Origin of the sequence: Streptomyces sp. NRRL F-6492 (assembly GCF_001280125.1) — a bacterium.
Classification (GTDB): Bacteria; Actinomycetota; Actinomycetes; order Streptomycetales; family Streptomycetaceae; genus Streptomyces.
The window spans coordinates 23,686-50,675 of record NZ_LGEG01000232.1 but is presented as its reverse complement, the minus strand read 5'-3'; the positions used below and the strand labels follow the sequence as shown (position 1 = coordinate 50,675).

Here is a 26,990-nt window from a genome sequence, read left to right as displayed (position 1 = left end):
GGGGGGCGGGCGGGGTTCCGGGGGACGGGCGGGTGCGTCCTCGCTGGTCGTCGGGGTCGCGGCGGTCGCCGCCGTCGGGGCCGACCTGGCGTTCGGTACGACGGCGGGGACGGCGCTCGGCGCGGGTGCCGTGGTGGCGGTGGCCGGGGCGGCCGCGACCGTGCTGAAGGCGACCTCCGGTGGCCGGACGGCGGGGCCGGGGAGCGTCGAGGAGGCGCGGGCGCGGTGGCTGGGCGCCCTGGAGAGCCGTGGGGTGCGGCCCTTCCTGGAACGGGAACGGGAACGGGAACGGGAACAGGAGCGGGAGCGGGCCGGGGGGCCTTCCGCGCGGCCTCTGCGCGGGGTCGACCGGAGTGCGGCGGCTCGGAGCCGTACCGTCCTGGAGCGGTCCTTCGGGCAGCTGCCGGACCCGGGCGGGGCGTTCGCGGGGCGGCGGGAGGAGCTGGAGCGGATCGCCGGGTGGGTGCGGGAGGACAGGGCGTCGGTGGAGACCCGGCCCACGGTGGTGCTGCTGCACGGCGAGCCGGGGTCGGGGCGCACGGCGCTCGCGGTCAGGGCCGCGCACGCGCTGCGCGACCGGTTCCGCGGGGCCTGCGTGGTGGACCTGCGGGGGAACGCCACGGCCCTGCCGGGTACGGCGGGCGAGGGGCCGGTCGCGACCCGGGAGGCGCTGCTGCACCTGCTGAACCGGCTCGGCGCCCCGCGCGAACGGCTGCTCTTCCGGGAGGGCGCGCCGGTGGAGCAACAGGTGCGGAGGCTCACGGAGTCGTACCACCGGCAGCTGGCCGGGACGCCGGTGGTGGTGGTCCTGGACGACGCCGTGGACGCGGCCCAGGTGCGGGCCCTGCTGCCCGGCCGCTCCGAGAGCCTGGTCCTGGTGACCTGCCGGGAGCCGCTGGACCTCGGCCCGGACGTGCCGGCCGCCGTGCACGCGCTGCCGGTGGCGGCGCTCGACGCGGCCGGGGCGGAGGAGCTGCTGCGGGCGGCGGGCGGCTCCGGCCCGTACGACGCGGAGGCCGCCGGGCGGATCCGGGAGCTGTGCGGCGGGCTCCCGCTGGCGCTGCGGGCGGCGGGCTCCCTGCTCGGGCGGCGGCCGGCGGACGAGGTGGCGGAGCTGCTCGGCCGGCCGGAACGGGGCCCCGGTCCCGTCGAACGCGCCCTGAACACCCGCTACCTCCTCGACCTCGACGACGGCTCCCGGCGGCTCCTGCGGCGGCTCTCGCTCGCCGGGCGGGCCTCGCTGGGCGCGGCGGCGGCCGGGGCGCTGCTCGGCGCGGACGGCGCCGAGGGGGCGCGGCTGCTGCGCGGCCTCGCCGACGCGGGGCTCCTGGACCACGTGCGCGGGGAGCGGTACCGGCTGCACGACGCGGTGCGCGGCTTCGCCGCGGCCCGGCTCCTCGACGAGGAGGACGCGGCGGAGGTCGCGGCGGCGCAGGAACGCCTCGTCCGCAACTACGCGGAGCTGGCGGACGCGGTGATCCGAATGGTCGACGGCAAGATGTCGACCCGGGCCGACCGGTTCGGCGGGCACGGCTTCGGCTCCCTGGAGGCGGCCCTGAGCTGGCTCGACGAGGAGACCAGTTTCATCACGGCGGCGCTGCGGCACCACCGGGGCGCCGACCAGCAGACCGTCCTGGACCTGCTCGGCGCGCTCTGCGACTACTGCCTGCTGCGCGGCGACCTCTACCGGCTCGGGGAGATCGACGAACTGGCCGCGTCCCTCGGGCAGGGGCCGCTGTCCCGCTCGGTGCGGTGGCGGACCGGCATCGCGGCCCGGCAGATCGGCGACCTCGACCGGGCGCGCACGACCCTGACCTCGGTCGTCTCCTCGTACCGGGAGGACCGTCAGGACCCGGGGGCGGCCCTCGCGCTCTGCTCGCTCGGGATCACCCTGCACCACCAGGGGCGGCTCGCGGAGGCGGCGGACCGGCTGCGGGAGGCGCTCGCGCTCCAGGAGCCGGAGGCGCTGGCCGCCGACCGGGGCTGGACGCTGCACGCGCTCGCGGCCGTGGAGCGGGACCGGGGGCGGCTCGCGGAGGCGGCGGAGCTGCTCGACCGGTCCCTCGCGCTGCACCGGGCGCACGAGTCCCCGCACGGCGAGGCGTGGGCGCACTTCCAGCGGGGCCAGGTGCTGCTGCTGCGCGGTGACGTGCCGGGCGCCGAGACCGAGCTGCGGGCCGCCCTCGACGGGTACGGGCGGATCCACGACGGGCGCGGCGAGGCCTGGGCGCTGACCCAGCTGGCCCGGGCCCGGCTCGCCGCCGGGGACGCCGAGCCGGCCGTGGAGGGGCTGCGCGGCGCGCTCGCCCGCCACCGGGAGCAGGAGGACGCGCGGGGCGAGGCGTGGACGCTGTACCACCTGGGGCACGCCCTGGAGGAGCGCGGCGACCGCGACGAGGCGGTGCGGGAGCTGGGGCGGGCGCGGACGATGTTCTCCCGGATGCGGGACGTGTACGGGCTCGCCGGCGCCCGGCACCACTCGGGCCGGGTCACCCGCGACCAGCTCGCGGCCCGCACGGGGGGCCTGCGGAACTCGGGCTTCGCCCGTCAGCTGCTCGTGGACGCGCGGGCGGACTTCCACCGGATCGGGGTGGCCCACGGGGAGGCCTGGACCTGCCTGGAGCTGGCGGTCGTCGACGCGGGCAACGCGCGCGTGCCGCAGGCGCTGGTCCTGTGCGACGAGGCGCGGGCGCTGTTCGCCTCGTACGGCGATCTGCGCGGCGCGGACTGGGCCCGTCTCCTGCGCTGCACCCTGCTCCCGCACGCCGTCCCGGGCTCCCCTGAGCCGGGGACGGCGACGGCCCGCGAGGAGCTGGCGGCGCTGGTCGCGGACCGGCACCCGGCGCGCGACCCGCGCCTGGACGACTGCGCCGAGGCGTACGGCGCGGTCCTGGCGCGCGGTGTGGACGCGGGGACGCCGTGGCAGGCCTGGGACCTGGGCCTGGTCCCGAACCGGCAGGCGCGGGACGTGCTGGGGGTGCCGGGGGCGTAGGGCCTCCGGCGGGGGCGTGAGGGCCTCCCGCCGGGGGCGTAGGGCCTTCCCGCCGGGGCTTCGGCCCCCGGCCCGTGAGGTTTTCCCGCCCGGACTCCGGCCCCCGGCCCGTGAGGCCTTCCCGCCCGGACTCCGGCACCCGGGGCCCCGGACATGCGGACGCCCTCCGGGGCGTACCGCGGTGGTACGCCCCGGAGGGCGGGGTGTCCGTGGCCCGGGAGGGCCGCTACTTCTTGGGCGTCTCCGCCGGCGTCGCCGGCGTGGTCGCCGGGTCCGGGGCCTCCTCGAAGGAGACCCGGCCCATGTGGCGGTTCATCGACTTCATCAGCATCCAGACCGCCACGGCCATGACGGCGAAGACGACGAAGCCGAGGACGCCGGGGGTCACCTTGTTCTTGTCCAGCTCTTCGGCGGCGAAGGGGACAAGCTGGGTCAGTGCCAGGTGTGCGCTCATGTCAGGCATTGTCGCGGATGCCCGCGAAGAGATCTTCCTCGGGGAGGGAAGTCGGCACCAGCGCCTTGCTGAGCTCGTACTCCTCCGTCGGCCAGACCTTCTTCTGGATCTCCATGGGGACGCGGAACCAGCCGCCGTCCGGGTCGATCTGGGTGGCGTGGGCGATCAGCGCCCGGTCGCGGACCTCGAAGAAGTCGGCGCAGGGCACGAAGGTGGTCAGGGTCCGCTCCTTGCGCTCGAACTCCTTCCAGCGCTCCAGCCACTCCCCGTAGGGGGACTCCAGGCCCTGGTCGAGGAGCGCCTGGTGCAGCGCCTCGGTGCGGGGGCGGTTGAAGCCCTGGTTGTAGTAGAGCTTCAGGGGCTGCCAGACCGGGCCGAACTCGTCCTCGGGGAACGCCTCGGGGTCGCCGGCTCCGTCGAAGGCCACCATCGTGATCTTGTGGGTCATGATGTGGTCGGGGTGCGGGTAGCCGCCGTTCTCGTCGTAGGTCGTGACGACCTGGGGACGGAAGGAGCGGATGCTGCGGACCAGCCGGCCGGCCGCCTCGTCGACGTCCTGGAGGGCGAAGCAGCCCTCGGGGAGCGGGGGCAGCGGGTCGCCCTCGGGCAGGCCCGAGTCGACGAAGCCCAGCCACTCCTGGGAGACGCCCAGGATCTCGCGGGCCGCGTCCATCTCCTTGCGGCGCACCTCGTGGATGTTCGCCTCGATCTCCGGGTCGCCCTGGAGTTTGGGGTTGAGGACAGAGCCGCGCTCACCGCCCGTGCACGTCACCACCAGGACGTCCACCCCCTCGGACACGTACTTGGCCATCGTGGCCGCGCCCTTGCTCGACTCGTCGTCGGGGTGGGCGTGCACGGCCATCAGTCGCAGCTGGTCAGTCAAGACTCGATCCTCAGTGATTGGTCGCGGAGGGAGGTCTCTATAGTGACGGAACCGGGGGGCCGAAAATTCCGCCACCCCCGGCTTCGAGAGGATCGATCATGAGCGCGGTGCGAGAGCAGCCGCCCGAGGGCCGCTACGGGCGCTCCGCGGACGAGCGGGCCGACCGCAGGCTCAAGGCCGTCGGATCGGTGCTCGGGGTCCTCTTCCTGGGGCTCCTCGGCTGGTTCGGCTGGTACTACGTCGTCGACAGCGAGATCAGCGCCGAGATGATCAAGTTCGACGTGGTGAGCGCCTCCGAGGTCCAGGTGCACCTGGAGGTCCGCAAGGACGAGGGCGCCGAGGGCGTCTGCACCCTGCGCTCGCGCTCCGAGGACGGGACGGAGGTGGCCCGCAAGGACGTGCGGATCGACGATCCCGCCGCCCGGGTCGACCAGGTCTTCTCCCTGCGCACCACCGCGCGCGCGACCAGCGCCGAACTGCTCGGGTGTACGACCCGGTAGCGGTGGGTAGGGAGCCGGTGACGAGTCCCGGCGGGTCACCGCGGTGACCTGGGGTGACGCTATTCCGTGGCTGATGTCCTCCCGCTTTTCGCCACTCATTGTTAGGCTCGTGGTTTCGCCCACCCGGGACAGCACAGCATTCCCGTGTAGGGCGATGCTTTGTATTCCCAGTACCTACGAGGAGCACCTGTGACCCAGACCAGCGACAACGTCACCTGGCTCACCCAGGAGGCGTACAACAAGCTCAAGGACGAGCTTGAGTACCTGTCTGGTCCCGCGCGTACCGAGATCGCCGCCAAGATCGCCGCCGCGCGCGAAGAGGGCGATCTGCGCGAGAACGGCGGGTACCACGCGGCCAAGGAGGAGCAGGGCAAGCAGGAGCTCCGGGTCCGTCAGCTCACCCAGCTGCTCCAGCACGCCAAGGTGGGCGAGGCCCCGGCGGACGACGGCGTCGTCGAGCCCGGCATGGTCGTCACGATCGCCTTCGACGGCGACGAGGACGACACCCTGACCTTCCTCCTCGCCTCCCGCGAGTACGCGAGCGGTGACATCGAGACCTACTCGCCGCAGTCCCCGCTGGGCGTCGGCGTCAACGGCAAGAAGGCCGGTGACGACGCCGAGTACGAGCTGCCGAACGGCAAGAGGGCCGCGGTGAAGATCCTCAGCGCGAAGCCGTACGCCGGCTGAGTCCCCCGCTCTTCCACGGAGGGCCGGACCCCGCGGGGTCCGGCCCTCCGTCGTGCGCGCACCCGCGCACACACGTGCGGGTGCGCGTGCGATGATGCGGCGCTGACGTCGCGTCACGTTCGTGGCACAGGGGGGACGACGAGATGCTGGGACCACTGCGCGAGGGCGCGCCGCGCCGGATCGGCCCGTACGAGGTCCTCGCCCGGCTCGGAGCGGGCGGCATGGGCGAGGTCTTCCTCGCCCGGGGGGCCGGAACGGATTCGGGGGCGGGGTCCCCGCCCCGTACGGGACCGGGAGCCGGGTCCGTGCCGGGGGCGGCCGAAGGCGCGCCCCCGGTACCCGGAGCCGGTCCCCCGCCCGGTGCGGGCGGAGGCGCGCCCCCGGTGCCGGGCGCCGGTGGCCCCCCGGGCGCCGCCGGCGGGCCCGGGCGCGCGCCCGTCCGGGACGTCTTCGTCGCCGTCAAGACCGTGCGGCGGGACGTCGCCGGGGATCCCGCCTTCCGGGACCGGTTCCGGCGGGAGATCAGGATCGCCTCGCTCGTCGACAGCGCGTACGCCGCCGCGCCCGTCGGCGGGGACGCCGACGCGGAGACGCCCTGGCTGGCGACCGCGTACGTCCCCGGGCCCAGCCTCTCGCAAGCGGTGCGGCGCGGCGGGGCGCTGCCCGTCGACGCCGTGCGCGCGCTCGGGGCCGGGGTCGCCCGCGCCCTGGCCGATCTGCACCGGGCGGGGGTCCTGCACCGGGACCTCAAGCCGGGGAACGTCATGCTGTCCGTCGACGGCCCCCGCCTCATCGACTTCGGCATCGCCCGCAGCAGCACCGCCACCACCATGACCGCCACCGGCGTGATGGTCGGCTCCCCCTCCTTCATGTCCCCCGAGCACGTGGCCGGGGCCCGGCGCGTCACCACCGCCTCGGACGTCTTCTGCCTCGGCTCGCTGCTCTGCTACGCGGCGACCGGCGAGGACCCCTTCGGCGACGGGCCCCTCGCCGCCGTCCTCTACCGGGTCTCGCGGGCCGAGGCCGACCTGTCCCGGGTGCCGGAGGAGCTGCGCGGGGCGGTCGCCGCCTGCCTGGCCGTGGACCCGGCGGCCCGGCCGGCCCCGGAGCGGCTCGTGGAACTCCTCGGGCCGGCGCCCGCGAAGGTCTTCCCGTGGCCGGAGGGCGTACGGGAGCACATCGGGGAGTACGGCCGGGAGCTGGCCCAGCTCGTCGCGTCGGGCGGGCCGCTCCTGGAGGCGCCGGCCGGGTTCGGCCCCGTCGTCGGCCCGGCCTCCCGGGGCCTCCACTCCGCGCCGACGCTCGCCCCCGCCGGTCTCCCGCGACGGCGCCCGCGCCGGGGCCGGCTGCTCGCCGCCGTCCTGGCCCCGGCGGTCGTGGCCGGCGGCGCCGGCGCGTACCTGCTGTGGCCGGAGGGCGGCGGGGAGGGGAAGGCGCCCGCGAAGGCCGCCGGGCCCCGGGTGCCGGGCGTCGACGACCGGGGCCCCGCCGACACGTCCGGGTTCGTCGCGCAGAACGCGGCCCAGCGCCCGGCCGGGTGGCGGCCCTGGCGGGCGAAGCTGGGCGCCCCGGCGTTCGGCTGCTCGGCCGGTGAGGCGGCGGTCGTCTGCCGGACGACGGACGGGCGGTACGAGGCGCTCGACCCGGCGGACGGGAAGCGGCTGTGGGCCGCCGACCTGGTCGACGACCCGCGCGACGACCAGAGCTTCATCGGCCCCACCGGCGGCGTCTTCGTGGCGGGCGGCACCGGGGTGCCCGCCGTCCACGGCCCGTACGCCGTCCTGCTGTCCGGCGGACGCCTCCAGGTCCGGGACGCCCGGAGCGGCACGGTGCGCTGGGAGAAGGAGGGCCCGGGCGGGGGCGGGCTCGCGACCCGGCCCGTCGTCGCCGACGGCACCGTCTTCGTCCCGACCGGCGACGACACCAGCGGCCGGATGACGGCCTTCGCGCTGGCCGACGGGCGCGAGCGGTGGTCCAAGGCGCTCACCAACGCCGACCTCTCGCGGGCGGAGTACCGCGACTTCGAGCCGGTGGCGTACGCGAACGGGCTGGTGTACGCGCTGAGCGACGCCGGTTTCGTGGCGTACGACGCGAGGACCGGCGACCAGCGCGGCCAGGTCCCGCCGGAGGCCGAGGAGTGCGACGCCCTGCTCGTGCGGGGCCGGTACGCGTACTGCGCGCCGCTCGACGCGCTGAACACGAAGCCGCTCGTCCTGCACCGCCTGGACGCCGTGACGCTCTCCCCGGTGGGGCCGGGACGGCTCGCGGTGCCCGCCGGGGTCGCGGATTCGGGCGCCTGGCCGACCGCCGTGTCCGACCGCGCCGCCGTCGTCCTCGACGCGGGCCCCATGCGCTGGGCGAGCAGCGGGAACAAGGGCGAGCCCGGCGGGGTGTACGTCCTCGACCCGGCCACCGGCAAGAGCCTCGGCCACTACCCGCTCCCCCCGCTCACCACGGCGGACGGCCGGCGCCAACTCGTCTCCAACCCGCTGATCACGGGGAGCGCGCTGGTGTACGCGGACTTCTCGGCCCTGCGGGTGGTGCCGCTCGGCGCGGACGGCCGGCCCGGCGCGGAGCGGGCCGTGCCGGTGCCGGGGGCGCCCGGGCCGCGCGCCGACGAGGAGTACGACCTCTCGGGCGGGACCTATCTGGACCGGGAGGTCCGCCCGCCGCTGGTGCTGCCGCTGGGCGGGGTGGCCCACGTCGTGTACGACAAGGGGGTCGTCGTCTCCGTCGGGCTTCCCCGCGAGGCCCTCGGCGAGGCCCCCGCCCCCGCCGCCGGAGAGAAGGAGTAGTCCCTTGCTGGAAGCCCTGCCCCCGGGGCGGCCGCCCCGGCTCGTCGGACCGTACCGGCTGCTCGCCCGGATCGGCGCGGGCGGCATGGGCGAGGTGCACCTCGCCTGCCGCGCGGACGCGCCGACGGCCGATCCGTACCGGATGGTCGCCGTGAAGACCGTGCGGGAGGACCTGGAGGTCGACGGGGACTTCCGGACCCGTTTCCGGCGGGAGATCGCGGCGGCGCGGACCGTGGACGGGCCGGGGGTGGCGCGGCTGGTGGACGCCGGCGCGGACGCGCCCTCGCCGTGGCTGGCGACGGAGTACGTGCCGGGTCCTTCGCTCGCGGAGGCCGTCGTACGGACCGGGCCGCTGCCCGTCGCGGCCGTACGGGCCCTGGGGGCCGCGCTCGCCCGGGCCCTGGCGGCCGTGCACGGCGCGCGGGTGCTGCACCGGGACCTGAAGCCGGCGAACGTGCTGCTCGGCGCGGCCGGGCCGAAGCTGATCGACTTCGGGATCGCCCAGGCCTTCGAGGCGACGGCGCTGACGTCGACCGGTCTGGTGGTGGGCTCGCCGGGGTTCATGGCGCCGGAGCACCTGGTGGGGAGCCGGGCGGTGGTGCCCGCGTCGGACGTGTTCTGCCTGGGGGCGGTGCTCGCGTTCGCGGTGAGCGGCCGGGGGCCTTTCCACGACGACGAGTTGGCCGCCGTGGTCTACCGGATCAGCCGGGCGGAGGCCGAACTGGACGGTGTTCCGGGGGAGTTGCTCCCCGTCCTGGAGCGCTGTCTGCGGCTCGACCCGGCGGAGCGGCCCACGGCCGCGGAGCTGGCGGCGCTCCTCGGAGAAGACGGCGGGGACGGGGGCGGGGCCGTGCCCGGGGCCTTTCCGTGGCCGGGCGGGGTCCTCTCGCTGGTCGCGGAGTACGGGGAGGCGGCCCGGACGGTCGGGGAGGCGGCGGCCTCGGGCGCGGGCGTGGCGGACCTGCCGACGCTCGGCCCCGTGGTGCCCTACTCCCCCACGGCGGTGACGGACCGGCCGGTCGCCCCGGCGGCCGTCCCGGCGGGGCGGCGGCGGTGGGGCGCCCTGGCGGCGGGCGCGGTGGCGGTGGCCGTCCTGGCGACGGCGGGCGTGGTGCTGGCGGACGGCGGGAGCGGCGAACCCGGCGGGAACGGGGCCGCCGCCCCGGGCGCCTCCACGGCCCCGGCCCCGGCCGCGCTCGACCGGGTCGTCCTGCCGTACGGCGGGGCGGGCCACGCCAACGACTTCGGCGCGGTGGGCACGGACCGGGCGCACCGCCCGGCGGGCTGGTCGCCCTGGACGGCCGGGGTGGAGCCGGGCGTCGGCGCCTGCGCGCTCTCCCCGAAGGCGCTGGTCTGCCCGGGCGGGGGCGGCGCGGTCACCGCCCTGGGCGCGGCGGACGGCAAGGAGCTGTGGAAGGTCCCGGGCCGGGGCGAGGGGCTGCGCGGCGGGCCGCAGTACCCGGCGGTCGTGGGCGACACCGCGTACGTGACGGGGCCGGACGGGATCGTCGCGTACGGGCTCGCGGACGGCCGGGAGCGGAGCCGGGTCCCCGCGCCCGGGCGCGACTGGGCCGTGAAGGGCACCGACCTGCGGGACGGGGTCCTCTACTCCACGTACGTGAACGTGCGCGACGAGCGGACCGGCCTGGTCACGGCCGTCCGTCTGCGCGACGGGAAGGAGCTGTGGCGGTCGCCGCTCGACGGCCTGCCGGAGGAGCCGGTCGCGGCGGCGGGGCGGGTGCTCGTCCCGGTGGGCACCACGCCGGTGTCCCTCGACGCCCGCACCGGGAGGGAGACGGCGCGCGGCACGGAGTACTGCGGCGGGTTCACCGTCCACGAGAAGAGCGGCCGGGTGCTCTGCCGGGTCCGCCGGGACGGCTCCGTCGCCGTGCTCGACTCCGCCCTGCTGCGGCCGCTGCGCACCCTGGGCACCGGGGTCACGGCCGGGCCCGCCGTGCGCGCGGACGGCCTCGTCGCCGTGATCGGCGAGGACGACGGGAGCGGCTCGGCGACCGGGCGCGGCGCGCTCGTCGTGTACGACCTGGAGAGCGGCCGGGAGCGGTGGCGGGTGCCGGACACCACGGCGGACCGCGTCTACTTCGCGGGCGACCGGGTCGTGGTCGCGGACGCGACGGAGATCCGCTCCTATCCGGCCTCCGGCCCCGGCGGGACGGGGGAGCACGAGGTCTACCGGTTCGGCCTGCCCCGGGACTTCGACGCGCAGGTCGCCGGAGAGCTGCTGACCGCCGGGGGCGCCGCCTTCGCGCCCCTCCCGGGCGGCCTCGTCGTCTCCGGCTACCTGCCCTGACCGGGGGCGGAGCCGGACCGGCCCCGCCCCCGGCCGGGGATCAGGACGCGGCCGAGCGGTACTTGCGGACCGCGAGGGTCCGGAAGAAGGCGATGATCAGGACCGACCAGATGATCGACGCCCAGACCGGGTGCTGCATCGGCCAGGCGTCCGAGGTCGAGACGCCGGGGTTGCCGAACAGTTCCCGGCAGGCCTGCACGGTGGCGCTGAAGGGGTTCCACTCGGCGATGTGCCGCAGCCAGGGCGTCATCTGGTCCGAGTCCACGAACGCGTTCGAGATGAACGTGACCGGGAAGAGCCAGATGATGCCGCCCGAGGTGGCGGCCTCCGGGGTGCGGACGGAGAGGCCGATCAGGGCACCGATCCAGGTGAAGGCGTAGCCGAGGAGCAGCAGCAGGGCGAAGCCGCCCAGGACCTTTCCCGCGTTGGTCGGCTCGGCCGAGCCGGTGCGCCAGCCCACGAGCAGCGCGACGACCGCGAGGACGAGCAGCGTGACCGACGTCTGCGCGAGGTCGGCGACGGTGCGGCCGGTGAGGACCGCGCCCCGCGCCATCGGCAGCGAGCGGAAGCGGTCGATGATCCCCTTCTGCATGTCGTCGGCGATGCCGGCCGCCGAGCCCGCCGTGGCGAAGGTGACGGTCTGCGCGAAGATGCCCGCCATCAGGAAGTCCCGGTAGACGTCGGGGTCGAGGGTGCCGCCGATCGCCATCGAGCCGCCGAAGACGTACGTGAAGAGCACCACGAACATCACCGGCTGGATGACCCCGAAGAGGATCATCTCGGGGATCCGGGTCATCCGGATGAGGTTGCGCTTGGCGACGACGAGGGAGTCGCCGAGGGACTGGGCGATGCCCCCGCGCGGCCGCGGGGCCCGGTTCGGGGCCTCGGTGGTCACGGTGCTCACTTCGCCTCCTCCTTCGCGGGATGCTTGCGGCCGCGGCCGCCCGGCTGGTCCGGGGCGCCGCCCTCCCCCGCCTCCTCCTGCTCGGCCGCGTGGCCGGTGAGGGAGATGAAGACGTCGTCGAGGGTCGGGCGGCGCAGACCGATGTCGTCGATCTCGACGCCGACGGCGTCCAGGTCGCGGATGACCTCGGCGAGCAGCTTGGCGCCGCCGGTGACGGGGACGGTCAGCATGCGGGTGTGCTCCTCGACGGAGACCTCGCCGCCGCCCGCGCCGGTGCCCGCGGCGCCGTAGCGGCCGAGGACCTCCCGGGCGCCGGTGAGCATCTCGCGCTCGCGGACCACGACCTCGACGCGCTCGCCGCCCGTCCTGGCCTTGAGCTGGTCGGAGGTGCCGCGCGCGATGACCCGGCCGTGGTCGACGACGCAGATGTCGTGGGCGAGGTGGTCGGCCTCCTCCAGGTACTGGGTGGTGAGGAGCAGGGTCGTACCGCCGGCGACGAGCTCCTTGATGACCTCCCAGAGCTCCTGCCGGTTGCGCGGGTCGAGGCCGGTGGTCGGCTCGTCCATGAACATGACCGGCGGGGAGACCACGAGGGCCGCCGCGAGGTCGAGGCGGCGCCGCATGCCGCCCGAGTACGTCTTGGCGGGGCGGTCGGCGGCCTCGGCGAGGTGGAACCGTTCGAGCAGCTCGCCCGCCCGCGCCTTCGCCGCCTTCGCCTTCATCTGGTAGAGCTGTCCGACCATCTGGAGGTTCTCGCGGCCGGTGAGGTACTCGTCGACGGCCGCGAACTGGCCGGAGAGGCCGATCGAGCGGCGCACCTCGTTGGGGTGCTCGAGGACGTCGATCCCGGCGACCACGGCCCGCCCGCTGTCGGGCCGCAGGAGGGTCGTCAGTACGCGCACGGCGGTGGTCTTCCCCGCGCCGTTCGGGCCGAGCAGGCCCAGGACGGTGCCCTCGGGTACGTCGAGGTCCACCCCGTCCAGAGCTCGTACGTCGCCGAAGGTCTTCACCAGACCCTCGGCGTAGATCGCGCCTGGCATGTGGGTACTCCCAATGGATTGGGGCCTTTTTCCCACCGATCCTAGGTTTCCGGGACGGCCCGCGCCCAGTGAATTCGTGACTCGGGACACATGCCGAGGCCAGGGGGGCACAAGGGTCAGCCGAGCACCGTGTACCCCGCGTCCCGCAGCGCCTCCGTCACCTCCCGGCAGTGCTCCGGGCCCTTCGTCTCCAGGTGCAGCTCGACCTCCGCCTCGGTCAGGCCGAGCCTCGGGTCGGTCCGCACGTGGCTGACGTCCAGGACGTTGGCGTCGACCACCGTCAGGGCCGCGAGGAGCGACGCGAGCACCCCCGGCCGGTCCGTCACGCGCAGCCGCAGGCTCAGGTAGCGGCCCCCGGCGGCCATGCCGTGCCGCAGCACGCGCTGGAGGAGGAGCGGGTCGACGTTCCCGCCGGAGAGGACCGCGACCACCGGACCCCGGAAGGACTCCGGGTCGGAGAGCAGGGCCGCGACCGGGCTGGCACCCGCCGGTTCGACGACCAGCTTGGCGCGCTCCAGGCAGAGCAGCAGCGCGGAGGACAGCGCGTCCTCGGAGACCGTGCGGACCTCGTCCACGTACTCCCTGACCAGGTCGAACGGCACGTCACCGGGGCGTCCCACCCTGATGCCGTCGGCCATCGTCGCCGGCGACTCGACGACCACCGGGTGCCCGGCGGCCAGCGAGGGCGGATAGGCGGCGGCGCCCTCGGCCTGCACGCCGATCACCTTCACGTCCGGGCGCAGCGACTTCACCGCGAGCCCGATGCCGGCCGCGAGACCGCCGCCGCCGACGCCGACCACGATCGTGCGGACCTCCGGGCACTGCTCCAGGATCTCCAGGCCGACCGTGCCCTGCCCGACGATGACGTCGGGGTGGTCGAAGGGGTGGATGAGGACGGCGCCGGTCTCCCGCGCGTACTCCTCCGCCGCCGCGAGGGTCTCGTCCACGACCTGCCCCTGGAGCCGGACCTCGGCCCCGTACTCGCGGGTCGCCGCGACCTTCGGCAGCGGGGCGCCGACCGGCATGAAGACGGTGGCGCGCACCCCGAGCAGCCGGGAGGCGAGCGCGACGCCCTGCGCGTGGTTGCCGGCGGAGGCGGCGACGACCCCGGCGGCCTTCTCCTCGGGCCGCAGCCCGGCGATCCGCACGTACGCCCCGCGCAGCTTGAAGGAGCCGGTCCGCTGGAGGTTCTCGCACTTGAGGTGCACCGGCGCCCCCACGAGCGAGGACAGGTACCGGCTGCCCTCCATCGCCGTCACGCGGGCCACCCCGGACAGCATCTTCTGCGCCCCGCGCACGTCGTCCAGCATCAGCCGGTGCAAGGGGTGTGGTGTACGGAAGCTCATGACAGCAAGTCTCGCAGCTCACGGCCCTGGTGACCGCCCGGCGGACGGGCGCCCCGACGGGTTTGGACGGGCCCGGTACGGACCCCCCCGGGTCCGCGTACTCTGTCCCCCACCGTCCGCCCGCTCCCGCACGAGAGAGACCCACAGCCATGCCCCCGTCCCAGGACATGACGACCGCTCTCGACCCCGGTCTCCTCGACGCCCTCCAGCACCAGGTGGCCGTCTTCGCCCGCCGGGCCGAGCAGACCCGCCTCGGCGGCACCGGCCAGCTCCGCAACTCCATGGACCGGGCCGCGTACCTGCTCCTCAACCGGCTCGACCAGGAAGGTCCGATGGGCGTCAAGGCGCTCGCGGCGGGCATGGGGATCGACTCCTCGACCGTGACCCGCCAGGTCGCCCCGCTCGTGGACACCGGCCTGGTGAAGCGCACCTCGCACCCGGAGGACGGGCGGGCGGTCGTCCTCCAGCTCTCGCCGCGCGGGCTCGCCCGCCTGGAGGAGGTCCGCGCCTCGCGCCGCCAGCTGATGGTCGAGGTCACGGAGGGCTGGACGCCGGACGAGCGCGAGGCCTTCTGCACCCTGCTCACCCGCTTCAACACCGCCCTGTCCGCACGCCAGTCGGCGCACGCGGGACAGCTCCCGGCCGAGCCGGGGACCGCGGGCGGGACCGCTCCCGGAAGCGAGTCCGCCCCCGCCTCTTGACCCCGTCCCCGCGCTGTCGTCGGATGAGGGGGTGCGAGAGCGGCGGAGCGGCCGGGACGTCCGACGCGCCTCCCGCGCCCGGGAGTTCGACGCGTTCGCGGCCGGGGCGGCGGGGCGGCTGCTGCACGTCGCGACCCTGCTGACGGCCGAGACCCGCGCCCGGAACCCCTACGCCCGCGCCCTCCTGACGGACGCCCTCGCCCACACGTACGCGGTGTGGGACCGGCTGCGCGACGACGACCCGTACGCCTGCGCGCGCGGCGACCTGGTGGCCCGTTTCGCGCGCACCGCCCGCCGCCACCGCGCCGGACGCGGGGGCGTCCTCTCCGCGCTGGGCCCGCGGGAGCGGCTCGTCGTCGTCCTGCACCTGTACGAGGGGGTCGCCGAGGAGCAGGTCGCGGCGCTGCTCGGGATCTCCGAGGCGCGCGTCCTGGCCTTCTGCGCCGGCGCGGTCGCCGCCCTGAGGGCCGCCGCGTGAGGCGCCGGGAGGACGGCGACAGCAAGGAGGAGGCGGTCCGGCGGCTCCTCGACGCCCCGCACCCGCCGGTCCCGCGCGACCTCGTGCCCCGGGCGGCGGCCCTCGGCGCGAGACGGCTCCGCCGGGCCCGCCGGGCCCGGCGCCTGCTGTGGACCCTGGCCGCGCTCGCCCTCCTGGCCTTCGTGGTGTGGGCGTCGGCGGCCCGCCCGTGGGAGCCCCCGCCGGCCGGGACGTCGCCGCCGCTCGAAGCCTGGTGAGGACGGTCCTGGGCCGGCGGGAGAGGCACGCGCACGGGTGCCGAGGAGGCCGACGTGACCAGGAGGGTCGCCGGGCGACGGAGGAGACGGAAACGGCCGGGCGGGACCCGTGGGCCCCGCCCGGCCGTGGCACGTCGTCTACCGGCCCGTCGTCTAGCCCAGCGCCTGGCGCAGGTCGGCCAGCAGGTCGTCGGCGTTCTCGATGCCCACCGAGAGGCGGACGAGGTCGGCCGGGACCTCCAGGGCGGAGCCCGCGACGCTCGCGTGCGTCATCCGGCCCGGGTGCTCGATGAGGGACTCGACGCCGCCCAGGGACTCGCCCAGGGTGAAGAGCTTCGCGCGGTTGCAGACCTCGACCGCCGCCTCCTCGCCGCCCGCCACGCGGAAGGAGATCATGCCGCCGAAGGACCGCATCTGCTTGGCGGCGATCTCGTGGCCCGGGTGCTCCGGCAGGCCCGGGTAGAGGACCTGGGTCACCTTCGGGTGCTGGGTCAGCATCTCGGCGACCTTCTCGGCGTTCTCGCCGTGGCGGTCCATGCGCACGGCGAGGGTCTTGATGCCGCGCAGCACGATCCACGAGTCGAACGGCCCGGCGACCGCGCCCATCGCGTTCTGGTGGTAGGCCAGCTCCTCGCCGAGGGCCGCGTCGGCCGTCACCAGGGCGCCGCCGACGACGTCCGAGTGGCCGCCCATGTACTTGGTGAGCGAGTGCACGACGACGTCCGCGCCGAGCGCCAGCGGCTGCTGGAGGTAGGGCGAGGCGAAGGTGTTGTCGACGACGAGCTTCACGCCGGCCTGGCGGGCGACGCCCGCGACGGCCTCGATGTCGGTGATGCCGAGGAGGGGGTTCGAGGGGGTCTCGACCCAGATCAGCTTCGTGCGGTCGTTGATCGCGTCGCGGACGGCGGCGACGTCGGAGGTGTCCGCGACCGAGAAGTCCACGCCCCAGCGCTCGACGACCTTGGCGAAGAGCCGGAAGGTGCCGCCGTAGGCGTCGTTCGGGATGACGACGTGGTCGCCGGGGACCAGCAGCGCGCGCAGCAGGCAGTCCTCGGCGGCGAGGCCGGAGGCGAAGGCGAGACCGCGCCGGCCGCCCTCCAGGGCCGCCAGGTTCTCCTCCAGGGCGGTACGGGTCGGGTTGGCGCTGCGGCTGTACTCGTAACCGCCGCGCAGCCCGCCCACGCCGTCCTGCTTGTACGTGGACACCTGGTAGATGGGCGGCACGACCGCGCCGGTCAGCGGGTCGGCGGTGTTGCCCGCGTGGATCGCGCGGGTCTCGAAGCTCTGGTGGATGTGCTGGTCGCTCATGCTTCAGGAGCGTAGTGCCGCGGGGCCCCCGGTGCCGCGTTCGTCTCATGGGGTGTCCTGGACAATGGACACCATGGACATTCTCTGGTTCCTCATCGCGCTCGGGCTGCTGTTCGGCGTCCTCGGCCCCTACGTGCTGCGCCGCAGGAGCGGCGGCATCCGGCTGGCCGTGCCGGGGTCGCCCGACGCGGCGGACCCGGCGGCGTACGGGTTCGTGCCGCAGGAGGACCAGGACGTACGACTGCCGGGGGCGGACGAGGACCTGCTCGACGTGCTGAACGTCGTGCAGGCCACCCAGGACTGGCGGGCGGCCGCGCAGCTGCTCGCCGGCACCGGCAAGGACGGCGAGACGCGCTGGCAGCGCGTGCAGGCCTTCGCGGGCGCGGCCTCCCTGGAGCTCGGGGAGAGGCCGGGCGCCGGCGGGGCGTGGCTGCGGGCCTGGCGGGCGGACGCGCCGAAGGACCCGGGCGGGGCGGCCGTGCACGCCGAGTTCCTGGTGCAGCAGGCGTGGCGCTCCTCGGCGGCCGGGAGCGACGACTTCCGGATCATCCTGGAGGAGGCGCTGAAGGTCACCGAGGAGGCGGCGCTGCTCGCCCCGGGCGACCCCGTCCCCTACATCACGCGGCTGGCCGTGGCGCGCGGTCTGGGCTACGGGCCCGAGCAGTTCGACCAGGTGTGGGCGAAGGTGATCGACCGGGCGCCGGAGCACATGGGGGCGCACCTGGCGGCGCTGCACTACTGGTGCGAGAAGTGGCACGGTTCGCGCGAGGATGCCGACCACTTCGCGACGACGGCCGCGGCGCGCGCCCCGCGCGGCTCGCTGCTCGCCGCGCTGCCGCTGTTCGCGGTCTACGAGCACGTGCCGGACGTGGTGCTCGTGCAGGACTTCTTCCGTACGGCGGTGGTGTCGAAGGCGGTCGAGGGCGCGCTGTACGCGGTGCACTCGGCCCGCCCCGACGACCCGATGCTGGCGCACGTCCGCCACCTGCTGGTCTGGTTCCTGGTGCGGGACGAACGCTGGGCGGAGGCCATGCACCAGTTCGTGAAGGTGGACGGGCACGTGGGCGCGGTGCCGTGGACGCTGGGCGCGGACCCGGCGGCGGAGTACACGGTCTTCCGGAACCTGGCCGTGGCGGGGTACGAGGCGAACGGCGGCAGCCCGCTGACGCTGCCGCGCTGAGCGGACGGGGGAATCCCCGCGTCCCCTCCCTTGTTGTGCGAACTGCCGACGACCGTCGAGGAGAGATGCAGCATGTTCCTGTCCCGCACCCCCGTCCTCCCCACCCCCGAGCAGGCCCTGCCCGGCCGCGCCGAGCCGGAGTTCTCCGTGCCCGCGCGCCACACGGTCCTCGGCAACCCGCTCGTCGGCCCGTACCCGGAGGGCCTGGAGGTCGCCGACTTCGCCCTGGGCTGCTTCTGGGGCGCCGAGCGCAAGTTCTGGCAGACCGAGGGCGTCTGGACGACCCTCGTCGGCTACCAGGGCGGCTCCACGCGCAACCCCTCCTACGAGGAGGTCTGCTCGGGCCTGACCGGCCACACGGAGGTCGTCCGGGTGGTCTTCGACCCGGCGAAGGTCTCGTACGAGACGCTCCTGAAGCTGTTCTGGGAGTCCCACGACCCGACGCAGGGCTTCCGCCAGGGCAACGACGTGGGCACCCAGTACCGCTCGGCGCTCTACACCCACTCCCCCGCCCAGGCCGCCGCGGCCGAGGCCTCCCGCGAGGCCTACCAGAAGGTCCTCACGGGCTCGGGCTACGGCGAGATCACCACCCACGTCCTGCCGGCCGCCGACCGCCCGTTCTACCCGGCGGAGGGGTATCACCAGCAGTACCTGGACAAGAATCCGGCGGGCTACTGCGGCATCGGCGGCACGGGGGTCTCGTGCCCGATCGGGGTGGCGAAGGCGGAGTAGCGCGGCGCGGCGTGGCGCTCCTGTAGTGCCCCGCGCCGCCCCGTCACCCGGCCGTCGCCGCCCGCAGTGCCGTCGCCGTCGCCGCCGGGTCGTACCCCTCCGGGACCCCGTCGATCAGGAGGACGTCGCCGGTCATGTGGCGGGTGCGGAGGGGGATCAGGGCCTGGTAGGGGGCGGAGGCGTACCAGGCGCGGGCGTTCTCGTAGGTCGGGAAGGCGATGATCACGAGGGCGCCGGGCCAGGTGCCCTCCGGGACCTCGCGGGTGGGGGCGCCGTGGACGAGGAAGCGGCCGCCGTGGGGGTCCAGGGTGGCCTGGATCCGCTCCATGTACGTGAAGACCTCCTCGTCGAGGACGGGCTTCGGGTGCAGGTTTCCGAGGGCGTATGCGGTCATGGGGACAGCGTGCCGGAGCATGCCGTACGGGTCGATTACTCCCGACGTCATGCCCCGGAACCGGGCCCGGGCCCGGTCGCCGTCAGATGGTCGACGCGTCGATCACGAAGCGGTAGCGGACGTCGCTCGCGACGACCCGCTCGTACGCCTCGTTGATCCGGTCCGCGGCGATCACCTCGATCTCGGCGCCCAGGCCGTGCTCCGCGCAGAAGTCGAGCATCTCCTGCGTCTCGGCGATGGAGCCGATCATCGAGCCGGCGAGGGTCCTGCGGCCGCCGATCAGGGAGAACAGGTTGACCTTGACCGGCTCCTCGGGCGCGCCCACGTTCACCAGGGCGCCGTCCGTGCGCACCAGGCCCAGGTAGGCGTCGAAGTCCAGCGGCGCGGAGACGGTGGAGATCACCAGGTCGAAGGTGCCGGCGAGCGCGGTGAAGGTCTCCGGGTCGCTCGTGGCGCGGTAGTGGTCGGCGCCCAGCTTCAGGGCGTCCTCCCGCTTCCTCTCGGACTGGCTGAGGACGGTCACCTCGGCGCCGAGCGCGTGCGCGATCTTGACGCCCATGTGGCCGAGGCCGCCGAGGCCGACGATCGCGACCTTCTTGCCGGGGCCCGCCTGCCAGTGGGCGAGCGGCGAGTAGAGGGTGATGCCGGCGCAGAGCAGCGGGGCGGCCTCGTCGAGGCCGATGCCCTCGGGGATGCGCAGGGTGTAGTTCTCGTCGACGACGATGTGGGTGGAGTAGCCGCCGTAGGTCGGCTCGCCGTTCTTGTCGAGGGCGTTGTACGTGCCCGTGTTGCCCTGCTCGCAGTACTGCTCCAGGCCGCGCAGGCAGTGGTCGCACGTGCGGCAGGAGTCCACGAAGCAGCCGACGCCGACCCGGTCGCCGGTCGTGAACCGCGTCACGCCGGAGCCGGTCGCGGCGACCACGCCGGCGATCTCGTGGCCGGGGACCATCGGGTAGATGCCCTCGCCCCAGCCGTCGCGCGCCTGGTGGATGTCGGAGTGGCAGATGCCGGCGTACTTGATCTCGATGAGGACGTCGTGTTCGCCGACCGGCCGGCGCGGCACGGTGGTGCGTTCGAGGGGGGCGTGGGCGGCGGGGGCGGCGTAGGCGGGGACGGTGGTCACGTTCGTGGTCATGGCCACGAGCCTGCCCGGGAAAGCCGGTGTCACCCAGACACCTGTTCTGCCTACGACCGGCGTGCCTACCACTGGCAGGGTCAGGAACGTACGTCCGCCGGCGCGGTCCGGCGGCGATAATGGGATGGATGGACCCCAGTGCCGAACTCAGTGAATTCCTGCGCTCCCGCAGGGCCCGGCTGAAGCCGCAGGACGTGGGGCTGCCCGAGTTCGGGCGGCACCGGCGGGTGCCGGGGCTGCGCCGCGAGGAGCTGGCGCAGCTGGCCGGGGTGTCGGTGGCGTACTACACCCGGCTCGAACAGGGCAACGGCCGGAACGTGTCCATGGAGGTCCTGGACTCGATCGCGCGGGCGCTGCGGCTGAGCGACACCGAGCGGGCGCATCTGACGCACCTGGCGAAGCCGACGGTGAAGAAGCGGCAGCGGGCGGCGATCTCCCGTCCCCAGCAGGTGCGGCCGGGGCTCCTGCACCTGCTCGACTCGATGGACGGGGTGCCCGCCGTCGTCCTGGGGCGCCGCCTGGACCTGCTCGCCTGGAACCGGACGGCGCGGGCGCTGCTCGGCGACTTCACCACCTGGGAGCCGCACGAGCGGAACATGGCCCGGATGATCTTCCTCGATCCGAACGCGCGCTCCCTCTACCTCGACTGGGAGTGCAAGGCGACCGAGGTGGTGAGCGTGCTGCGGCTGTACGCGGGGTGCTATCCGGACGATCCGCTGCTGCTGGCGCTCGTGGGCGAGCTGTCGGTGCGGAGCGAGGAGTTCCGTTCGTTGTGGGCGGCGCACACGGTGACGGACAAGGGGCACGGCGCGAAGCGGATGCGGCATCCGCTGGTGGGCGAGATGACGCTGTCGTACGAGACGCTGAAGGTGTCCGGCGCCGATCCGGACCTGGTGCTCGTGACGTACCACGCGGAGCCGGGCACGCCCTCGGCGGACGCGCTGCGGCTGCTCGCGCAGTGGGGTGTGGACGAGCCCGTGGACGCGCGGTAGGGCGGTCGGGGAAGCAGAAGGGGCCCCCTCCGTCGGGAGGGGGCCCCTTCGTGCGCGGGTCAGACGGCCGAGCCGGCCTTCCACTCCGCCCAGTCCATGTTCCAGCCGTTGAGGCCGTTGCTGGGGGCGATCGTCTTGTCCTTGGAGTTCTTGACGATCACGACGTCGCCGATGAGCGAGTGGTCGTAGAGCCAGGCGGCCGACTGGTTGGGGTCGCCGGCGCCCTTGACGTCGTTGAGGCCCACGCAGCCGTGGCTGGTGTTCGAGGAGCCGAAGATCGAGTCCGGGCCCCAGTAGTTGCCGTGGATGAAGGTGCCCGAGCTGGACAGGCGCATGGCGTGCGGCACGTCCTTGATGTCGTACTCGCCCTTGCCGTCGTCGTCGGTGAAGCCGACGGTGGCGCCGTTCATCCGGGTCTCCTTGAACTTCTCGGAGATCACCATCTGACCGTTGTAGGTCGGGTTCTCCGGGGAGCCGGCGGAGATCGGGATGGTCTTGATCGTCTTGCCGTCCTGCTTGACCGTCATGGTCTTGGTGGCGACGTCGACGGTGGAGACCTGGTTGCGGCCGATCTTGAAGGTGACGGTCTTCTGCTGGACGCCGTAGACGCCGTCGGCGCCCTCGACGCCGTCGAGGTCCAGCTTCAGCGTGACGGTCGAGCCCTCGGTCCAGTACTCGTCGGGGCGGAAGTCGAGGCGCTGGGTGCTGAACCAGTGCCCGACGACCTCCTGGCCGGAGCTGGAGGTGACGGTGATGGCGCTCTGGACGGCCTTCTTGTCGGTGATCGCCTTGTTGAAGTTGATCGAGACCGGCATGCCGACGCCGACGGTCGAGCCGTCCTCGGGCGTGAAGTTGCCGATGAAGCTGTTGGCCTGCGAGACGGTGGTGAAGGAGGAGTTCTCGTGGGCCTCCAGGCCGGCCGCGTCCGCCGCGGTGGCCGTGATCCGGTAGACCGTGGCCCGCTTGAGCGCGCCGGTCGGCTTCCAGCTGAGGCCGTCGGCCGCTATCTCGCCCTTGACCGCGTCGCCCTCGGCGGAGGTCATGACGACCTCGGTGAGCTTGCCGTCGGCGACGGTGACCTTGGCGTCGTTGTTGATGGAGGCGTCCTGCGCGCCGTTCTTCGGCGAGATGGTGATCCGGGCCTTCGAGGTCTTCTGCGCGGCCGCCTCGTCGACCTGTTCCTGTGACTGCGGGGTCGCGGTTCCGGAGGCGCCGCTGCCGCCCTTGTCGCCGTCGTCGCACGCCGAGAGCACCAACACACCGCTGAGCAGGGCAGCCGCGGCGGCCAGGCTCCTGCGGCGCTTGCCGTCCGTCATCACACGCTTCTCCATCGTCGCCGATTCCCTGTGCACGCTTGCTTCCCTACCCATGACAACCCGTTCGGTGCGGGAACCGGACGGTTTGTGGGGAACACCACTGATCGACACGCACCGGCGGAGCGTTCGGTTCCCCGCCGGTCGCCCGGTGTCGCGGAAAGGCCCCGGGACGGTGTCCCGGGGCCCGTGAGCAGGCAGGACACCGGCCCTACGGCCGGTCGTCTTCGTCTTCCTCCGCCCCATCTTCCTCTCCGAGGTCCCATTCCAGCGCATCGGGGTCGTAATCGATCTCCTCGCTGCTCCAGGACGCCTGGACCATCTCGATGCCGGGGACGTCGCGGATCAGGTCGAAGGGTTCGACGAGGTGGGCGAGGGCCTCGGCGCTGTCCTCGCGCGCGGCGGCGCGGGCGTGTGCCCGCTCCTCCTCGGGCATGAACTCGTCGGCGTCGATCCGGGCCTCGGCGGCCTCGGCCAGTTCGGCGGGTCCGTCGATCTCCAGGACCACATCGACGCGAAGGCGTACATAGCGTGCGGTGTCAGAAGTACTCATGAGTCGGAGCGTAGGGGTCCGGAGGGCCTCGGCTTTCCCGCGACCCGCTGTGTTCATTAGCATCTGCACGCCGAACAATTCGTGGTTTCCGCAAGGAGGATCGAGATCTCCGTGTCCGCAGCCCGTCGCCTCCTGCTGACCGCCGCCGTCGCGGGAACGCTGCTGTGCGCCCTGTGGTTCGTGCCGTCCGCGAACGCCGCCGACCAACGGGGCGGAGTACGGGTCGGGGTGAGCGGGGGTGGCCCGGCCGCGAACGACGGGCGCCTCGCGGAGACCGGCGGCCGGGACACGGTGCCGTACCTGCTCGGCGGGACGGCGTTCCTGGCGGTCGGCGCGAGTTTCGTGGTGCTCGCGATGCGCCGCCGGGGCCGGGCCTCCTGAACCGCGTTCCCCCGTCGCGCACTTGCGGGTGAGGGCCCGTTCCCGCCGGAGGCATCCGGTGGGAACGGGCCCTCACCCGTACTCCAACGTCCTTACGCCAGCGGGCCGGTGACCGGCTCCACGGCGGCGACCACCCTTCCCTCGCGTACGAAGGCGTCGGCGGCGGCCAGGTCGGGGGCGAGGAACCGGTCCGGGCCGGGGCCCTGGACGCCGGCCTCGCGCAGGGCGGTGATGACGGCCTGCGAGGCGGGGGCCGGGGTGAGGCCCGCGCGGAGCTCGACGCCCCGGGTGGCGGCGTACAGCTCGACGGCGATGATCCGGGCGAGGTTGCCGATCGCGGTGCGCAGCTTGCGGGCGGCGGACCAGCCCATGGAGACGTGGTCCTCCTGCATCGCGGAGGACGGGATGGAGTCGGCGGAGGCCGGGACGGCGAGCCGCTTCATCTCGCTGACCAGGGCGGCCTGCGTGTACTGGGCGATCATCAGGCCCGAGTCGACGCCGGCGTCCTCGGCGAGGAAGGGCGGCAGGCCGTGCGAGCGGTTCTTGTCGAGGAGCCGGTCGGTGCGGCGCTCGGCGATGGAGCCGAGGTCGGCGGCGGCGATCGCGAGGAAGTCGAGGACGTACGCGACGGGGGCGCCGTGGAAGTTGCCGTTGGAGCGGACCTCGCCGTTCGCGAGGACCACCGGGTTGTCGACGGCGGCGGCCAGCTCGCGCTCGGCGACGAGGCGGGCGTGGGCCAGGGTGTCGCGGCCGGCGCCGGCGACCTGCGGGGCGCAGCGGACCGAGTAGGCGTCCTGGACGCGGGGGGCCTCGCCGGCCTGGGCGTGGCCGGTGAGGCCGGAGCCCTTGAGCACGGCCAGCATGTTGGCGGCGGAGGCGGCCTGGCCGGGGTGGGGGCGGATGGCGTGCAGCTCGGGTTCGAGGACCTTCTCGGTGCCGAGGAGGGCTTCGAGGGAGAGCGCGGCGGTGACGTCGGCCGACTTGTAGAGGGTGTCGAGGTCGGCGAGGGCCATGACCAGCATGCCGAGCATGCCGTCGGTGCCGTTGAGGAGGGCGAGGCCCTCCTTCTCCTTGAGCTCGACGGGCGCGATGCCGTGCTCGGCGAGCAGCTCGCCGGCGGGGCGGACGCGCCCGTCGGGGCCCTCGGCGTCGCCCTCGCCCATGAGCGCGAGGGCGCAGTGGGAGAGCGGGGCGAGGTCGCCGGAGCAGCCGAGGGAGCCGTACTCGTGCACGACCGGGGTGATGCCGGCGTTGAGGACGTCGGCCATGGTCCGCGCGACCTCGGGGCGGACGCCGGTGTGGCCGGAGGCCACGGTCTTCAGGCGCAGGAACATCAGGGCGCGCACGACCTCGCGCTCGACGCGGGGGCCCATGCCGGCGGCGTGCGAGCGCACGATGTTGCGCTGGAGCTGCGCGCGGAGCTCGTGGCTGATGTGCCGGGTGGCGAGGGCGCCGAAGCCGGTGGAGACCCCGTAGACGGGCTCGGGCTTGGCGGCGAGCGCGTCGATGACCTCCCGGGCGGCGGCGAGGGCCTGCACGGCCTCGGTCGACAGCTCGACGCGGGCGCCGTGGCGGGCGACGTCGACGACGTCCTGCGGGGTCGTGCCGGACGTGCCGAGGACGACTGTCTGCATATCCATATTCAGCACCCTACGGATTGAAGACCGACCTGTCACTAGGGGATTTCGTCACCGGTCCGACCGGGGGGCGTCCCTTACCGGGCCGGTGCCGTCGCCGTCGCTCCGCCTCCCCTCGGGGAACCCGTCGCGCGGGCGGTCAGGAGCGAGACGACGGAGGTCGCCGCCAGGCTGCCCGCCGCCACCATGCCGACCCCGATCACGAAAAGGCCGCTGGCGTCGTCCGACCAGTCCCAGAAGGCGGCGGCGGTCAGGCCGGCCGTGGTGCCGAGGACGGCGCCCGGGGCCTGTCGCCGGGCCGCCGCCCAGCACACCGGCACCAGGAGGCCGAGCACCAGGCCCGCCACCTGCCAGACCTCGTACGGGCCGCTCACCGATCCGTCGGGGTGCTGGTCGCGGTGCTGGTCCCAGCCCAGCCAGGCGGCCCAGGCGCCGAGGGCGAGGAGGGCCGTCAGGAGGAGGACGGCGAGCGCCCGCCACGCGTCCTGCCCCGTGTTCTGTCCTGCGTTCCGTCCTGCGTTCTGTCCTGCGTTCCGTTCCATGCGCCGAGTCTTCCGCGGCGGCTCCGGGCCCGGACAGCGCGCGCGTACTCACCTCAGGTGAGTACCCGGGACCCGGTCTCACCGGTCCGCCGACGGGGGCTCCCCGGGGCGGAGGGCCGTCTCCGTCGGCTCCTCGCCCGGAGGCTCCACGGGCCAGGCCGCGGGCCCGGGGCGGTCCCGACCCGGCTCCGGGGCGGGGGCCGGGGCGGGACCCGGGGCCGGGGCCGAGTCCGGGGCGGGGGCGGGGTCCGGGGCCGGGGCCGAGTCCGGGGCGGGATCCGGGCCGGGTTGCGCCGGTCCCGGGGCCGGCAGCTCCACCGTCGGCGCGTCGCGGAAGCGGCGGCGGTCGCGGGCGCCCGGCGGGGCGTCCGCGAGGCGTACGACCGTGCCGTCGCGCCCCGCCACCACGGGCTTCGCCGAGCGGCCGGCCTTGGCCTGGTACTGGGCGGCGTCCGCGAGCCGGAAGAGGCGGCGGGCCGACTTGAGGGGTCCGATGGGGTCGCCCGTGGACGCCACCCCGCAGGCCACGCCCTCGCCCAGCTCCAGCTCCGCCGCCCGTACGCACAGCTCCTCGGCGACCGCGACCACCTCGTCCGCCGTCGGGCCGACCGTCAGGAGGCAGAACTCGTCGCCGCCGAGGCGGGCCGAGAGGGCGCCGGGGAGCCGGGCGCCGCAGCGGGAGAGGACGGAGCCGAAGCGTTCGAGGAGGCGGTCGCCGACCGCGTGGCCGTGGGTGTCGTTGACCCGCTTGAGGCCGTTGAGGTCGCAGACCACCAGGCTCACCACGGAGCCGTCCGTCCGGTAGCGCTCGATGGCCTCGTCCAGACGGGCGTCGACGGCCCGCCGGTTGGCCAGGCCCGTCAGGGGGTCGGTGAAGGCCAGCTTGCGGACCTCCTCCAGGCGCTCGGCCTGGGCGATGCCCGCCGCGACGACCGCGGCGAGCACGGTCGCGAAGCCGGCGTCCGCGCTGGTGAAAGGTTTCTGCCGGGGCGGCCTGGCCACGTACAGCTCGCCCCAGGCCCGCCCGTGGAGCACGATCGGGGCGACCACGCAGCAGCCGCGCCCGCGCCGCCGCAGACCGTTGACCCGGCCGGTCGGGACGGGGTCGGCGGCGGTCTCCACCCAGGCGTCCGGCTCGCCGCCGCCCGCCCACCGCTCGTGCAGGAACTCGGTGATCTCGGGGAACTGGTGGACCGGATACGTCTCCGCGTCCGGGAACTCCTCCTCCCCCACGGCCCGCTCCCCGGCGTTCACCAGGACCTTGAGCCGTCCGTGGTCCCGCTGCCAGACGGAGAGGGCGGCGAAGCTCCCGCCGAGCCCGCCGCAGGCCCCGAGCGCAGCCGCCCGCCAGAACTCCCGTGGAGTGTGCGCCGCCGCCATCCCCTGCGCCAGCGCCACTACGGCCCGCAGCCGCCCGTCCTCACCCATTCCTCCAGCTTAGGGAGGTTTGATCCGTTTTCCCCGCCGGGGCGTCACGT

General features: G+C 74.6%; 24 protein-coding genes and 1 pseudogene. 12 read left to right on the top strand and 13 right to left on the bottom strand.

Going from position 1 to position 26,990, the window contains the following annotated elements:
- The coding region (locus ADL08_RS23155) for a tetratricopeptide repeat protein (RefSeq protein WP_053646029.1) at window positions 1-2,992 on the top strand (2,992 nt) is incomplete at its 5' end.
- Window positions 2,993-3,218: 226 nt separating this feature from the next.
- Here the strand turns inward: ADL08_RS23155 and ADL08_RS23150 are convergent.
- Together ADL08_RS23150 and mca are read right to left on the bottom strand one after the other, a co-directional pair.
- On the bottom strand, window positions 3,219-3,455 hold the full coding sequence (locus ADL08_RS23150) for a hypothetical protein (RefSeq protein ID WP_078968374.1): 237 nt from the start codon (window positions 3,453-3,455) through the stop codon (window positions 3,219-3,221).
- Complete coding sequence (mca, locus tag ADL08_RS23145; protein ID WP_053646025.1) at window positions 3,448-4,329, bottom strand: mycothiol conjugate amidase Mca; 882 nt, start codon at window positions 4,327-4,329, stop codon at window positions 3,448-3,450. Before mca ends, ADL08_RS23150 begins: the two co-directional genes overlap by 8 nt.
- Window positions 4,330-4,427: 98 nt before the next feature.
- Here mca and ADL08_RS23140 point away from each other — a divergent pair, with 98 nt between their 5' ends.
- The 4 genes from ADL08_RS23140 (at window position 4,428) to ADL08_RS23125 (ending at window position 10,619) form a co-directional block, all read left to right on the top strand.
- Window positions 4,428-4,829, top strand: a complete 402-nt coding sequence (locus ADL08_RS23140) for a DUF4307 domain-containing protein (RefSeq protein WP_053646023.1) — start codon at window positions 4,428-4,430, stop codon at window positions 4,827-4,829.
- Window positions 4,830-5,018: 189 nt separating this feature from the next.
- Window positions 5,019-5,516, top strand: coding sequence for a transcription elongation factor GreA (gene greA / locus ADL08_RS23135; protein WP_053646021.1), 498 nt, complete (start codon window positions 5,019-5,021; stop codon window positions 5,514-5,516).
- A 143-nt stretch (window positions 5,517-5,659) separates the two neighbouring features.
- The gene (locus tag ADL08_RS38805; RefSeq protein ID WP_078968373.1) at window positions 5,660-8,311 is read left to right on the top strand and encodes a serine/threonine-protein kinase; all 2,652 of its coding nucleotides are present in this window, start codon (window positions 5,660-5,662) and stop codon (window positions 8,309-8,311) included.
- 4 nt (window positions 8,312-8,315) lie between these two features.
- Window positions 8,316-10,619, top strand: coding sequence for a protein kinase domain-containing protein (locus ADL08_RS23125; protein ID WP_053646019.1), 2,304 nt, complete (start codon window positions 8,316-8,318; stop codon window positions 10,617-10,619).
- Between the two features lie 40 nt (window positions 10,620-10,659).
- On the opposite strand, the gene ADL08_RS23120 is transcribed toward ADL08_RS23125, so the two are convergent.
- The 3 genes from ADL08_RS23120 to ilvA form a co-directional block, all read right to left on the bottom strand.
- Window positions 10,660-11,514, bottom strand: a complete 855-nt coding sequence (locus ADL08_RS23120) for an ABC transporter permease (protein WP_053646046.1) — start codon at window positions 11,512-11,514, stop codon at window positions 10,660-10,662.
- Between the two features lie 5 nt (window positions 11,515-11,519).
- Window positions 11,520-12,563 carry an ATP-binding cassette domain-containing protein gene (locus ADL08_RS23115; protein WP_053646017.1) on the bottom strand — a complete coding sequence of 348 codons (1,044 nt, stop codon included), beginning with the start codon at window positions 12,561-12,563 and terminating at the stop codon, window positions 11,520-11,522.
- A 116-nt stretch (window positions 12,564-12,679) separates the two neighbouring features.
- Window positions 12,680-13,909, bottom strand: coding sequence for a threonine ammonia-lyase (gene ilvA / locus ADL08_RS23110; RefSeq protein ID WP_053646014.1), 1,230 nt, complete (start codon window positions 13,907-13,909; stop codon window positions 12,680-12,682).
- A 149-nt stretch (window positions 13,910-14,058) separates the two neighbouring features.
- Here ilvA and ADL08_RS23105 point away from each other — a divergent pair, with 149 nt between their 5' ends.
- Genes ADL08_RS23105 through ADL08_RS38350 form a run of 3 tightly spaced genes read left to right on the top strand, consistent with a single transcriptional unit; the run spans window position 14,059 to window position 15,345 of the window.
- Window positions 14,059-14,610: a MarR family winged helix-turn-helix transcriptional regulator gene (locus ADL08_RS23105; protein ID WP_053646012.1), complete on the top strand. Its 552-nt coding sequence runs from the start codon at window positions 14,059-14,061 to the stop codon at window positions 14,608-14,610.
- Window positions 14,611-14,641: 31 nt separating this feature from the next.
- Window positions 14,642-15,088, top strand: coding sequence for a sigma factor-like helix-turn-helix DNA-binding protein (locus ADL08_RS38355; protein ID WP_053646010.1), 447 nt, complete (start codon window positions 14,642-14,644; stop codon window positions 15,086-15,088).
- Entirely contained in the window at window positions 15,085-15,345 is a 261-nt protein-coding gene (locus ADL08_RS38350; protein WP_053646009.1) for a hypothetical protein, read from the top strand. The genes ADL08_RS38355 and ADL08_RS38350 overlap by 4 nt, the downstream gene beginning before the upstream one ends.
- A 153-nt stretch (window positions 15,346-15,498) precedes the next feature.
- Here ADL08_RS38350 and ADL08_RS23090 read toward each other — a convergent pair whose 3' ends face one another.
- Window positions 15,499-16,653 (bottom strand): cystathionine gamma-synthase, encoded by a 1,155-nt coding sequence (locus ADL08_RS23090; protein ID WP_053646008.1) that lies wholly within the window; start codon window positions 16,651-16,653, stop codon window positions 15,499-15,501.
- Between the two features lie 73 nt (window positions 16,654-16,726).
- Between ADL08_RS23090 and ADL08_RS23085 the strand changes: the two genes are divergently transcribed.
- Window positions 16,727-17,833 carry a hypothetical protein gene (locus ADL08_RS23085; protein WP_053646044.1) on the top strand — a complete coding sequence of 369 codons (1,107 nt, stop codon included), beginning with the start codon at window positions 16,727-16,729 and terminating at the stop codon, window positions 17,831-17,833.
- Window positions 17,834-17,905: 72 nt separating this feature from the next.
- Window positions 17,906-18,565: a peptide-methionine (S)-S-oxide reductase MsrA gene (gene msrA / locus ADL08_RS23080; RefSeq protein ID WP_053646006.1), complete on the top strand. Its 660-nt coding sequence runs from the start codon at window positions 17,906-17,908 to the stop codon at window positions 18,563-18,565.
- A gap of 43 nt (window positions 18,566-18,608) precedes the next feature.
- Here the strand turns inward: msrA and ADL08_RS23075 are convergent, their stop codons facing one another.
- Complete coding sequence (locus tag ADL08_RS23075) at window positions 18,609-18,959, bottom strand: DUF1330 domain-containing protein (RefSeq protein WP_053646042.1); 351 nt, start codon at window positions 18,957-18,959, stop codon at window positions 18,609-18,611.
- Window positions 18,960-19,041: 82 nt separating this feature from the next.
- Window positions 19,042-20,094, bottom strand: coding sequence for an NAD(P)-dependent alcohol dehydrogenase (locus ADL08_RS23070; RefSeq protein ID WP_053646040.1), 1,053 nt, complete (start codon window positions 20,092-20,094; stop codon window positions 19,042-19,044).
- Between the two features lie 128 nt (window positions 20,095-20,222).
- On the opposite strand from ADL08_RS23070, the gene ADL08_RS23065 reads away from it, so the two are divergent.
- Entirely contained in the window at window positions 20,223-21,086 is an 864-nt protein-coding gene (locus tag ADL08_RS23065) for a helix-turn-helix domain-containing protein (protein ID WP_053646039.1), read from the top strand.
- A gap of 59 nt (window positions 21,087-21,145) precedes the next feature.
- On the opposite strand, the gene ADL08_RS23060 is transcribed toward ADL08_RS23065, so the two are convergent.
- Together ADL08_RS23060 and ADL08_RS23055 are read right to left on the bottom strand one after the other, a co-directional pair.
- On the bottom strand, window positions 21,146-22,417 hold the full coding sequence (locus ADL08_RS23060) for a L,D-transpeptidase (RefSeq protein ID WP_053646004.1): 1,272 nt from the start codon (window positions 22,415-22,417) through the stop codon (window positions 21,146-21,148).
- Between the two features lie 193 nt (window positions 22,418-22,610).
- Window positions 22,611-22,952, bottom strand: coding sequence for a hypothetical protein (locus tag ADL08_RS23055; protein WP_053646036.1), 342 nt, complete (start codon window positions 22,950-22,952; stop codon window positions 22,611-22,613).
- Between the two features lie 111 nt (window positions 22,953-23,063).
- On the opposite strand from ADL08_RS23055, the gene ADL08_RS23050 reads away from it, so the two are divergent.
- The gene (locus ADL08_RS23050) at window positions 23,064-23,333 is read left to right on the top strand and encodes a hypothetical protein (RefSeq protein ID WP_053646001.1); all 270 of its coding nucleotides are present in this window, start codon (window positions 23,064-23,066) and stop codon (window positions 23,331-23,333) included.
- Window positions 23,334-23,425: 92 nt separating this feature from the next.
- On the opposite strand, the gene hutH is transcribed toward ADL08_RS23050, so the two are convergent.
- The 3 genes and pseudogenes from hutH to ADL08_RS23035 form a co-directional block, all read right to left on the bottom strand.
- Window positions 23,426-24,967, bottom strand: a complete 1,542-nt coding sequence (gene hutH, locus ADL08_RS23045; RefSeq protein WP_053646000.1) for a histidine ammonia-lyase — start codon at window positions 24,965-24,967, stop codon at window positions 23,426-23,428.
- An 80-nt stretch (window positions 24,968-25,047) separates the two neighbouring features.
- Window positions 25,048-25,512 (bottom strand): hypothetical protein, encoded by a 465-nt coding sequence (locus ADL08_RS23040; RefSeq protein ID WP_234352236.1) that lies wholly within the window; start codon window positions 25,510-25,512, stop codon window positions 25,048-25,050.
- Between the two features lie 330 nt (window positions 25,513-25,842).
- Window positions 25,843-26,940: pseudogene (locus ADL08_RS23035) on the bottom strand (diguanylate cyclase domain-containing protein); the annotation flags it as partial.
- Between the last annotated feature and the right edge of the window lie 50 nt (window positions 26,941-26,990).